We start from the raw sequence: 11,050 nt of genomic DNA, 5'->3' as shown, positions 1-11,050 counted from the left end.
AGACGACGTACGGTGGGTCAAAATTAATGGCCAAACGTGGGTCAAAATAGATGGCCATTGACACCGATATGACCAACTTTCTTACCTGCTTGTGGTTCGACCACGGCGAAGCCCGCAAGGCGGCCGAATTCTATGCCGCGACCTTTCCCGACAGCTCGGTCGACCGGGTCAACAGCGCCCCCGGTGACTTTCCTGGCGGCCAGGAAGGGACTGAGTTAACCGTTGAATTTACGGTGCTCGGGCGGCCCTTCATCGGCCTCAACGGTGGCCCGAATGTGTCACCGAATGAGTCAGTCAGTTTCATGATTCTCACCGAAAGTCAGGAAGAGACGGACCACTACTGGAACGCCATCATCGCCAATGGCGGCGCGGAGAGCGACTGTGGCTGGTGCCAGGATCGGTGGGGCTTTTCGTGGCAAATCACGCCGCAGCGGCTGATTGACCTGATAACGAGCGATGATCGGGCCGAGGCGCAGCGCGCCTTCGAAGCGATGATGACAATGCAGAAGATCGATATCGCCGCCCTAGAGGCCGCAGTGGCCGACTAGCTTTTCTGTTCAGCATCCAGTGGTAGAGAGCATTATCCTGTTTGAGCAGGAGGTAGCTGCTGACATCGTCGCCGATCGGAAAATCGGCTCCTACCAACTGGTTGCCCGCATCCAAAGGGCGTTTTATGGCCTTGAGCACAGTCACCCCGACCGACAACAATTGCAGTGAGCCTTCCAGCAGCTACGCACACCGAGCCGTCGGGCTAGGGCCTCGTAAGCTCACAATAAGGTTGAAGTGCTCACTTAAGCGAACAGCGCTTTTGCGGTTGATATGCTCGCCCCCCTCCCGATCGCGTTCATAACTGTTTTAATATATAGGTTTAACGGTTGTTGTGACCTTCCGGCCGTGAGCTTAATGGCGTAGGCGAGCTTCCTTTATCTCTTTTTTATTTTGGTTGCTCTTCTGTGGGGATATGGATTGTTGAAGTTGCAGTTTCCTGATAGGGCTGACTGCTGCACCTAAAATAGCGGGCCCTGTAAGTATTTTTGCAACGAGCTCCGCCTGCCTCGTAACATTAAGCTTTCTAAAAATAGTTTTCAAATAGCCTCTCAAGGTCTCTTTTGATTTACAGCTTTTTCGGGCGATCTCTTCGAGTGATTCACCCGTTATCAAGTGAGTAGTGAGCTCTGCCTCAGATTGAGTGAGGCGATAGAGGGCCGCAATGGTGCTGATGTGAGGGGTCAGTGGTTGTTTAGAGTCATACAGCGCGATAATCGCCTTAATGCTTGAAGTTGGCGCGCTTCGACTTAAAGGTGAAAATGGCAGGACCAGCAAATGAAGCGGCGAGGCGCTTTCTTCGACTCGATAAATGTGGACAGAGTAATCAGCTGTTTCCCTGGCTGAGTAAGCTGAGTTGATTATCGATAGACTCACGCGTTTAGAAAGAACAGCGTCTTCGAAAGAAAGTCTCTTCTGATTAAGGGTGACCCCAGGGTGCCGATTTAGGATATCAATCGCTTTCTGATTAATATTAGAGATAAGGCCGTTGGAATCAATAGCCGCCGTACCGTATGGGAATAATGCCAGTAAGGCATCTAGGCCAGAGGACTCATTTTTTAATGTGGTGAAACGTAAATGAATCTGGAATGCTTGGCGGAGGTGTGGAAGCAGCCGTTCTATCAATGCAATATCCGTTTGCTTGAAGGCGCCCTCTGACTTCCTTCGTTCAAGCACGATAAATGTGCACCAGTCACCATCGGATAGTACCTGAGCGCAAGCACCATCGAAAATATCCTGTGGTACGCACCACTTTTGGTAATAATCTGATTTTACTAGCTGATAATCGCCCGGGACGCAGAGAGTACCAAACGTCACCACGGTACCGAAGGGCTGCTTGAAGGCCGAACTGATTATAGGGTCCTCGTGCCTGTAGCGCTCCATATAGGCATCCATATAATGTAGCTCAATTCCCTCGCCTACTTGATAATGTGAGCAAATCTCGCCGGACTTTATGTTGGTGGTTAATAGGTTGCCTGAACGCAGGCGAAGAGTGTTCAGCAACTCCTTGAAAAAGCTCTCCCAGGCCGGTTCGCTAGTCGCAGATTCATATAGCAACCGAATCATTCGGGTTTCACAGTATTTTGGCAAGGGCATCGCGTGACCTTATTTATTTTAGATGTTTCCGGGACTGGGCTGACCACCTCTGCCCAATCTTTTCGAGCGAATTTTCATAACTGCTGCCTTGCCTTGTGGTTCTATGTAGGGCACCTCCAGAATTGATTGCAGCCCCTGAGCAATCTGTTCGGAAGCCCTGCAAGGCTCTATGCGCAGGCTAAGGCTGATTGTCCTTTACAGGCAACGTAAGCCCGCGACAAGCCTGCTCCATCGCTGCTTGTGTTTGCCATAAAGCTACGTGCGTCGCCTCCTGCCTTGAGCCTTTAACGACGTTGTGCAAGCCATCGAAAGCGATGAAGTAGGCCGTATTATGTAACATATCATAGGTTAGTGCTCAAGGCTGATTAATGAGCGGCTGCTAGAGGAACTGAGACTCTTTGATTTAGGCGACAGTTTAAAAAAATAGGTGCCAAAGCCTCGCTACTTGTATGATCGGTTGCCCTTATTACTTGAGTCCAAGCCGCATTTTCAATTATTCCACTAGGCAGAACATCCCCCTCATTTGGGGGCTATTTCGGAATCAAAAAGATAATTAGAATTAGTCCTCATCTTCAAAATTTCTTGAAATGACGCACCACAAAGAATCGAACAATCCTCTAGGAGTATTTATGAAATCTTATCGCTTCCTAATTTCCGCTATTTTCCTTTTGCTTGGGGCGGAGGCGCTTGCAGAGACTTATGCGTTTCGTGACAGTGAGCTTTACAATATTTATGGTGGTAAGACCCCCGCCCGAATTACGATATTTACCTTCCCCGTTAGACCTTATGAGCCTGTTTATTCATGGAGAAAACATGAATACGCCCTATTTTATGGGTGGTATGATCAGTTTTATTTTGCTGAAGGTCCCTTGGGTTATGATGGCGATTACATCGGCACCACGGATCAAAACGGCATATTGGAAATCTATGTAGAAAAAACACCTGATGAAGATATTTACTGCGGCCGATATACAAATGAACGTTTTGCCGTTGGTCAAAATTCCGAACCGGAGACTGATCCGATCTCATTTAAGATGTATAGGAAGGCGCCTCATATAGAATTTGGCCCGACCCCGCGCGCACCTTCGGAAAAATGCCTTCTTAAAAACATGTAAAAATTATTGAAAGTAAATTTTATTGGGTCCTCAGCGGAATCTTCGGGTAAAAGTAGTGCTCATTAAAGGCTCCGCCCCTAAGCCGCCGGGCTAACCCCGCCCTTACCGGGAACAGGTGGTTAAGATTTAATGGCCTGTAGATAGGGTAGAATAGTCGTTCAGGTTGTCAAGGGCTACTCGGCCCATGGGCTTGCTCCTTGACAGCCCGAACGACGTGTTAAGCACTGCGCAGCACGAGATGAAGGTGTGCGCCAGTTCACGCTTTTTTGAGTCAACGACAAGAGCAGGATTGTACTCCGTTATCGTCACCCCAAAAGCCCGAAGCATGCAGTTCACATTGCCTTCTAGCCTTTCTGTCCAGCACCAATGGGAGGGACCGTTATCATGTTTGAGGAGGAGATAGCCGACATCGTCGCTGACCGGGAAAGCGGCTCCTCCCAATTGGTAGCCCGCATCCAGAGGGCGTTTTATGGCCTTGAAAGCAGTCACCCTGACCGGCATCAACTGCAGTGGGCTTTCCAGCAATTGCGACATATCGACCGGTCCATGGTGGTGGTCCACCACCTGCTGGACGAGCTGGAGCCCGCCATCGGTCCCAGGTTTTTCGAGGCGTTGCGCGAGTATGACCGACACTGGGCCGGCCTTCCCCGCCGAGTGGCCGCTCGTCTGATGGAGGCCCGACACTGGGATAACACTCACGTCTTGGTGCATAGCCACAGCGGCATGTTGCTCGAGGCGATCCGGCAGGTCACCGAACATTATCGCGGGCTAAACATCTGGCAAACGCGCTCGGACCCTGGTGGTGAGGGGGTAACCCAATACCGACAGCTGAAGGAGCAGGGGGTGGCGGTGCACTTGGTGGAGGACGGCCAAGTGGCGGAATTTGCCGCCTCAATGGACGCCGCCTGGTTGGGCGTTGACCAGTACAACGAGCAGGCCTTTGTGAACAGGCTCGGCAGTAAACGTATCGCGGAAGAGATGAGCCGCGCCGGGAAAACCACCTTCGTTCTGGGAGACCCGCGCAAGCGGGTCGATACCCTGAATTTTTCGCGCACCTTGTTCGAAGCCGTCCCCTTTACCCGTGACACCTGCCTGATCGAGGGGGAGCCGTAGGAAGGGAATGTCAACGCCGGAAGAACATCGCAATAAGCGATAGGACGACGCTCACCAGTACCATCGTGGTAATGGGAAAGAAGAAGGTAAAGCCGCGCCGTTCGATCACAATATCGCCGGGCAACCGGCCCAGTGGAAGGTGTTTCAGCCAGGGCCAGGCGAGGGCGACCAGGATCAACAGTATGCCGATGATCAATAAAGTGCGTTGCATAGGACCTCCCCCCAAGGATCATAGCGTGAGGCGTTGGAAGTTACCTGAAGGTCGATGATCCGGGAGTTGTCAGCCCATCCCGCACGCCACCTTCCATAATCGGACGAAAGGCCGACATAAAATCAACCAGTGTCACCTGCCTTTTTGTCAGAGGGGTTGTAGCACGCCCTCAATGAATATCGACTTTTTGCGCCTGTACTCTTCCTGCAAACAAGCAGAGCAACCCATTTTTAGCGCGTTATAGCGTTTAACCAAACCTTTAACGGCTTCCTCGTGTTCTTCAAGGGCCACCTCAACGTAGAGGTCTACATCTCCCTTCGTTAAAGCGCCGTTGATTGCGGTTGAGTCGATATGTTCGACCCTGGAAAACGGCAACTCTGATTCAATACGACCTTTCCACTTTCGATACAGAAGATTCGCATCATCCTTTACCTTATCTGGTTCGAAGAACTTCATTCTGTCCTCTAAAGATCCTGAAGAAAAGTAGCTAATGAGGAGATCGTCCTTTTTTATGTGGCTTGTTACTTTTCCAGAACGCTAAGCCAGACACTATCGATTCTAAGCACATCTAAACGCGATTTAAGTGATACTGCCGTCTCCTCTAAAGGTTCAAAGAAACCTTGCTTTCGCAAATCAATCGAGCGCCGCTCGTGATAATAGTAAAGGTTTAATAAGTACAGTGCCGCAAAAGCATAAAGGACGTTGCCTAGATTAGCGTCCTTAAAATTGATGTCCCGATTGTGTTTAACACCATTGTGCTTTCTCCACCAATCTGGCGCCGTAAGTGGTTCCCACTTCGAAAATGGTGTCATCGAAACTCCGAACCTTTGCAGATTAACAGTTGTCGAACAAATCTCCTTTTTTGACGAAATGATTACCTTTGCATAGCCATTGATGTTTGATGGATTAGAATTAGCATCCAAGAGATTGCAATACGACTTTAGAAGTACGTCGATCTCTGAACATATTGACAAGTACAACCGCGTGAGCTCTACTGAATAGACAGAAAAATTGTGTTCACAGGGCTCTATGTAACGAAAAAGACGATCAATATCTTCTTCAAACGATAGGTAGTATTGCCAATAGTTAGATTCCACCATCCCTCCTCAAGAAAGGTAACATTAGTATATCGAGAAGGCTCGATATATTGCGCCGCTAACAATAACTATTTGTTTTTACGGGAGATTTTTGAGAAAGGGTGCGAAAAACAAGCATCCTTCTCATCAGTTCGCGCAATTTGACGGGTAGCCGCGATGGATACGCCCGTATATCCAAAGTTCAAATTTGCCACATCATGTGCCATAGAGCAATAGTTTCTGGGCAAAAAAGTGGGCCGTTTTTTGGCGGCCCACTCAGGTTGCTCGCTGGTGATCGGGGGGGCAGTGAAATCTCTGAGCAATCTTGTCCCCTTCATCGAATGCAAATGCACATCAACGCCCCACAGCCGGTGCAGGTGGCGGATGACCTCCTAGGCGGAGTTATCCAGCGGTTTTCTGGAGGGGCGGCTGTGGTACAAAATGAGTGACCGCTCACTCCACATGTCCACGTTGTATACCTGGACGTTGGGTTCGCGGTTGCCCAGATTGGCCATGCTGGCGGGGCGCCCAACCCAGCAAGATTCATGTAAAATGTGTGCTAGGTCATATTTTCATAGGGGCTAAATGTGTCACAATACGTACAAAGCGACAGGGAGCAGCATTGAGGAGTCCTTTATGAAATATTTCCCTCCCCATCCCGGCCAAGAGCTGCCGGACACCCGCATTCCCAAATTCCGCCATATAGTGAATTGGTTGCTATGAGCCGTGTAGTAGCAATTGTATCCGTGGTTTTCCTGCTTTTAGTCAGCGCCCAAGAAGGAGCCGCCATGTCCATATTTGGAAAAACCGAGAACGTTTACCTCGCCTCTCCTCTGGAAGGTGTAATCCTGAACGAGGGAGCGCCATTGGCCGGAACCCGACTATTGCGCGTGTTGAGCCTGGCTGGAGAAGAAGTGCTTGAGGAGGAGGCAGTGTCGGACGAGAAAGGCCGGTTCTCGTTTCCGGACAGGCGGAAATCCATTAAGCTGACTCCGTTGATGGAGCTGGTAATTTCCCAAAAGATCTACGTGCTGCACGAAGGGGAGAAGAATCTGGTTTGGCTAAAATCCAAGCGAAGCCCCGAGGTCTACTCAGAGTTGGGCGGAAGGCCCGTCAATTTCCGCTGTGACATCACGTCGCCCATGCGACGTGTGGATATTGGTAGAGGTCTGTTTGAGACCTCCTGCCAGTGGGACTCCATAAAGAGCGAGTAAGGCACAAACAGAAAGCAAGGAGAACGCTGATGAACGAAATGACACCTAAAGCCGCTGCTCAGTTGGCGGACGAAGTCTACGACGTGTGGGACCATGACTTTCTCGCCGCGTACCTCAATAAGCCCGAGTTGTTTGGGACGCCTGCCACCGGGAAAAAGCTTGAAGCTCAGATAGGCGCCATGCTTTGGAAAAGCCCTGACGCCTTCGGTGTGTTTAGCCGAGGCGGGGGTGCTTACTCCAACGATCTATTCTTGGTATTTCGCGGTACCAGTAAAGCGAGGGACTGGCTCAGCAACGCCAGCATTGGAATTGAGTTTTCAAAGACCGGGCTGCCGGTCCATATTGGATTCAATCAAATTTTTTCCAGTGTACTGGCGGGGATAAAGGAATTTTTGGCGAAGAAAACCTCGGCAACCGGCACCATTCACTGCGTCGGGCACAGCCTCGGCGGAGCGGTAGCTAACCTGGCGGCTGACTGGTTAAAGAAAAATCATGCGAACTCCGTCAAACTGTACACCTTTGGTGCGCCAAGGCCTGGAGTGTTTTGGTTTGCCAGAACATTAGGAACCCGCCTCAAAGAACAGAATATTTATCGGGTTTATCACAAGACTGATCCGGTCCCCATGCTTCCCCTCTATCCCTTTACTCATGCGCCGGTGTCAAACTTCGGTCATCAGGTGTACTCGTCGGATGCCATCGTTTCCGCTGAAGCGCACGCGATGGGGCGATATCGCAAGTCCGTCTCTCAGACCGATTGGGCGGGCCTTCATGGCACGTTGGCACCATTTCACATTGATCACGTGATTGAGCAATGGCTTCGCTCCGATATCTCTCCAAATAGGGCGGATTCGCGAATTTGGGAATGGTTAAACTCCGCCATCATCTGGGTTCTCAAAAAAGTGGCAATAGGCGCTATGGCGGTTGTCCAGAATACGGTGGTGGGGCTCTATACCATCGCGGACAAATTGGCATGGATACTGAAAAGCGGCATAGATTTAACGAAAGAGGGCGGTTTTTGGGTTGAGCGCCTCATGAGAAAGATTCTTCAGGTACTCGGTATGGGCTTGGAAGGTATTAAGAGTCTGACACAGGCCTTTATCAGGAGAGTACTCTTAAGTTTGATGGAGCAAATGACACTCCAGGCCAGAGCCGCTATCCGGAGTTTGTTTGGGCCTCGATAGATTGCTTGAGCCTCGTTGCATGCCTTGGATTTAGCGAGAACGCTAGTCACTCATAGCGTTACTCCAGTGCGCCTCTCTGAGGCGGGCCATATAGGGTGATTCTTCAGGCACAGAAACGGAGGCCAACAGTGCTCGAACGAATTCGTCAGGCGCTTGAAGTTTGGCGTCTTCCTCGTTGACGGGAAACGACGCCCTCACCTTAATAAATTTATCGTGCCTGATGAATACATAGGTCGACGTATAGAAACGTTCTGATCCCTACCACCAATACTGCCATCGTAGTACTTTGTCTACAGTGACAATTTCGTTGCCCAAACGCCAAAAGGGTCTCAGCCTGAGGAAAGCTCAAGTGGTACACTGTGTGCTTCAATTTCCAAAAGGAGGAAGGACGCGTAATGGGCGCCCGTAACCCTCCAGGCGCCACTCTCCGCACCACATTGTCGCCGGCAAGTGCCGTGCCCCGCCTGCGGGACACGGCACTTCGCCAGTAGTCGACCCGTTACGATGCCAGCAAAGCGGCCTCAGCACTGCCATCCCGGCTCTGGCGAGCGGGCGGGGGATACCGTATCGGCCGCTGGCTGTCGGGCTCCAGCTGCTCGGCGAACTCGTCACAGGCGTTCAGGTACAGGGCGCCGACGCGCCCACGGATAGACTGGGTGAACGTTTGGAACCGGTCATAGGGGATTACCAGCTCCACCTCCGGCCGCTCCTCCCAGAAAGCGGCAGACCGATCCGTCTCGACCAAGCACCAATACAACTGGCACTCAGCCGTGCGGGCCACCTGGTAGCCACCATCTTGAGTTTCCTCAAGCACTTCTCCAGCCCGAACAGGGGGCAGACTGCCACGCTCCTGGTGGTATCCGATGACGTTCTTTAGGGCTTGATGTAAGCGATCAATATGAGTGTCGACCAAATGGCCAAGTGGTGTGCCTGAGCGATCTTTCTGTTCAATGCCAGGCTTTGCGTGCGACTGGCTAAACAGCCTAAGAGCGATAATAAGGTGCATACTTCGTACTTTTTAGGTTATCGGTCTGGAGCGAGAGGTCGGGCATGATCCGTGATTTTGCTGCCTGTGTCCAGTTTGGCCCACAGAGTGCGCTGTAGGCGCCGCCACCTAACCCGATAAAACACGGAAAACAGCGTCGATACTGGCCAGCGTTTCTAAAGTGAGAATTGCGTCACAGATAACTATAGTGTTCTTAGTTATTGTGGCCAAATCAGAGTTCGACAAGCAGAAAAGACAAATTAGCAAAGGAGATATGCATGCCAAGCGCACATTCAAACCTGTCTATTGCCCCCACCGAAGACCAATTTTTGGCTGCAAAAGATCTGGAAGGCTTTTGGTACAGTCGCCTGCAAAAAGGTGATCCTGTAGCCCGCATTGGCTACGGCCTGTGGGTATCTAGCGGCCAAAAGTTTAAAGAGGTGATCGAAGCCGGCCCTTCCGCATTTTGGAACTATAGGGGCTACCGCTACTGGGACGGCATGGCTCGATCCACGGTGGTGAATCTAGCGGTGGGTCTAGAGAAAGGCGGATTTCGAGGAAACTTTCTTGAAACGCGAGCCAAAATCAAGCAGGTTGGCCTTCGGGTTGCGTACTGGCATACGGTTTTTGTCAGAGACGACTACAAAAAAAAATTGGGAAATGTTCCGGGACTTCTAAGCTTGAGACAAATGGCTGATTATCATCATCGCGTTTTTACAGAATTCAATATTCCCTCAGACTTTTATGGTGGAACCTGGCTCTCTTCAGTTCCGGACCAGGTGGAATTGAGCTTATACGGAAACCTCTATTGCCACGACTGCGACGTTCCCGGCGCCTACAGAGGAATTGGCCAGTGAAACGACATATGGTTGCCATATTGACATGCGCCTTGTTCTCTCTACCCGCCTGCTCACAGCAGCATCTAGAGGTCGGTGATTGGTGCATACCCCAGGAGTTCGTGTCACCTGCGAATTCGGTGTCTAATAATCTAAACGATGAAAATTTTGATGAAGCCCCCGGTGACCTGGCCACCTTATACTTTGAAGCGGATTATGTGAGTGATCGGGTCGATGGCTACAAAGCCCAAGTGGAAGTTGCCGAAGGCCTAATGTTGACACAGGCGCTGCACGTCAATCTCCATGGACATAAACGTGATTTAAGTTCGAGCAACAACGTTGAATATAGATCTTTTTTGGACTCAACCGAGCTCGTAACGGCCGACCCTAAAAATAGCTCTGAGTGGAATCTCTACCATCAGCCAACGACTGGCGCTATGAGTTTCTGGGGCGTTTGCCACGATAACTTCCAAGGCGGATATACCTGTATGAGAACGTTACAAGATGAGAGGGCCTCTCTTACCTACAATCTTGAAAAGCCGAATTTGAAGGTCTACAAAGAAGTAGACGAGTTTTTGGCGCGGCACCTCACCTCCTGGATGTGTAGCTCGCGTTAAATTCGCCCCAAAAGTGCGGAGTCTTTCACGCTGTTGGTGCCATTTGGTGTGTAGTGGCACAGTGATTCTGGCCACCTGACTTTCTCTGTGAGTGATAATACGCTCAACATCAGGTGCGCAGAATCACTATGCCACTAAAGCGAGGTCCAAATGTCCGCTTACGGCCAATAGCGGACATTGGAAAAGTTAAGAAAGAGTGTCGGACGCCAAAAGCGGTATAGTGCTTCGCTGGTTATGTTTCTTGGAGTCGACCACCTAGTTAGTGCCCATCCATAAAGGGCGGTTTTCCAGGATATTGCTGCCTGCAAAATTCGGTAGCCGGTACCACGCCTCATTAGGGGCAGCAATCGACACCTTTTCCCTTCATAACCGATTAAAATTTGGTCAAACAGATTAATTCAGCGTAGCCGCCTCTGTGCCACCGCTTGGCTGGCCAACATCTCCCGGCGTTGATCAAGTCAGTCGCAACGCTATCCGCTGCTCAACCTGACCAACCTCGTCAGGTTGTAACTGATCACCGATGCCCAGACAAATGACATAAAGCCGTCTTCGCCTTTCCA

Annotated in this window: 12 protein-coding genes; 7 read left to right on the top strand and 5 right to left on the bottom strand. The window is 50.7% G+C overall.

Annotated features, from left to right (window positions below; translation table 11 throughout):
• The first annotated feature begins 50 nt into the window (after positions 1–50).
• Positions 51–548, top strand: coding sequence for a VOC family protein (locus AAE514_RS17850; protein ID WP_347332924.1), 498 nt, complete (start codon positions 51–53; stop codon positions 546–548).
• A gap of 352 nt (positions 549–900) precedes the next feature.
• Here AAE514_RS17850 and AAE514_RS17845 read toward each other — a convergent pair whose 3' ends face one another.
• The gene (locus AAE514_RS17845) at positions 901–2,112 is read right to left on the bottom strand and encodes a helix-turn-helix transcriptional regulator (protein WP_347332923.1); all 1,212 of its coding nucleotides are present in this window, start codon (positions 2,110–2,112) and stop codon (positions 901–903) included.
• Between the two features lie 659 nt (positions 2,113–2,771).
• On the opposite strand from AAE514_RS17845, the gene AAE514_RS17840 reads away from it, so the two are divergent.
• Together AAE514_RS17840 and AAE514_RS17835 are read left to right on the top strand one after the other, a co-directional pair.
• On the top strand, positions 2,772–3,257 hold the full coding sequence (locus AAE514_RS17840) for a hypothetical protein (protein WP_347332922.1): 486 nt from the start codon (positions 2,772–2,774) through the stop codon (positions 3,255–3,257).
• A gap of 384 nt (positions 3,258–3,641) precedes the next feature.
• A complete protein-coding gene (locus AAE514_RS17835; RefSeq protein WP_347332921.1) occupies positions 3,642–4,370 on the top strand; it encodes a translation initiation factor eIF-2B alpha/beta/delta subunit family protein in 729 nt (242 codons plus the stop codon).
• Positions 4,371–4,380: 10 nt separating this feature from the next.
• Here the strand turns inward: AAE514_RS17835 and AAE514_RS17830 are convergent, their stop codons facing one another.
• The 3 genes from AAE514_RS17830 to AAE514_RS18640 all read right to left on the bottom strand — a co-directional run bounded on the left by AAE514_RS17830 (position 4,381) and on the right by AAE514_RS18640 (position 6,121).
• Positions 4,381–4,581: a DUF2905 domain-containing protein gene (locus AAE514_RS17830; RefSeq protein ID WP_347332920.1), complete on the bottom strand. Its 201-nt coding sequence runs from the start codon at positions 4,579–4,581 to the stop codon at positions 4,381–4,383.
• A 147-nt stretch (positions 4,582–4,728) separates the two neighbouring features.
• Positions 4,729–5,037, bottom strand: a complete 309-nt coding sequence (locus tag AAE514_RS17825) for a GrpB family protein (RefSeq protein WP_347332919.1) — start codon at positions 5,035–5,037, stop codon at positions 4,729–4,731.
• A gap of 1,012 nt (positions 5,038–6,049) precedes the next feature.
• Positions 6,050–6,121 (bottom strand): hypothetical protein, encoded by a 72-nt coding sequence (locus tag AAE514_RS18640; RefSeq protein WP_430623920.1) that lies wholly within the window; start codon positions 6,119–6,121, stop codon positions 6,050–6,052.
• A 324-nt stretch (positions 6,122–6,445) separates the two neighbouring features.
• Here AAE514_RS18640 and AAE514_RS17820 point away from each other — a divergent pair, with 324 nt between their 5' ends.
• Both AAE514_RS17820 and AAE514_RS17815 read left to right on the top strand, forming a co-directional pair.
• Positions 6,446–6,871: a DUF6795 domain-containing protein gene (locus tag AAE514_RS17820; protein WP_347332918.1), complete on the top strand. Its 426-nt coding sequence runs from the start codon at positions 6,446–6,448 to the stop codon at positions 6,869–6,871.
• 29 nt (positions 6,872–6,900) lie between these two features.
• Positions 6,901–8,052, top strand: a complete 1,152-nt coding sequence (locus AAE514_RS17815) for a lipase family protein (RefSeq protein ID WP_347332917.1) — start codon at positions 6,901–6,903, stop codon at positions 8,050–8,052.
• A 499-nt stretch (positions 8,053–8,551) separates the two neighbouring features.
• Here AAE514_RS17815 and AAE514_RS17810 read toward each other — a convergent pair whose 3' ends face one another.
• Positions 8,552–9,058, bottom strand: a complete 507-nt coding sequence (locus AAE514_RS17810; RefSeq protein ID WP_347332916.1) for a hypothetical protein — start codon at positions 9,056–9,058, stop codon at positions 8,552–8,554.
• 257 nt (positions 9,059–9,315) lie between these two features.
• Between AAE514_RS17810 and AAE514_RS17805 the strand changes: the two genes are divergently transcribed.
• Positions 9,316–9,894 carry a hypothetical protein gene (locus AAE514_RS17805; protein WP_347332915.1) on the top strand — a complete coding sequence of 193 codons (579 nt, stop codon included), beginning with the start codon at positions 9,316–9,318 and terminating at the stop codon, positions 9,892–9,894.
• Entirely contained in the window at positions 9,891–10,490 is a 600-nt protein-coding gene (locus tag AAE514_RS17800; protein ID WP_347332914.1) for a hypothetical protein, read from the top strand. The genes AAE514_RS17805 and AAE514_RS17800 overlap by 4 nt, the downstream gene beginning before the upstream one ends.
• Positions 10,491–11,050: the final 560 nt, after the last annotated feature.

Origin of the sequence: Marinimicrobium locisalis (genome assembly GCF_039822625.1) — a bacterium.
In the GTDB taxonomy this organism is placed as follows: Bacteria; Pseudomonadota; Gammaproteobacteria; order Pseudomonadales; family Cellvibrionaceae; genus Marinimicrobium; species Marinimicrobium locisalis.
This window is presented reverse-complemented; position numbering and strand designations above follow the sequence as displayed.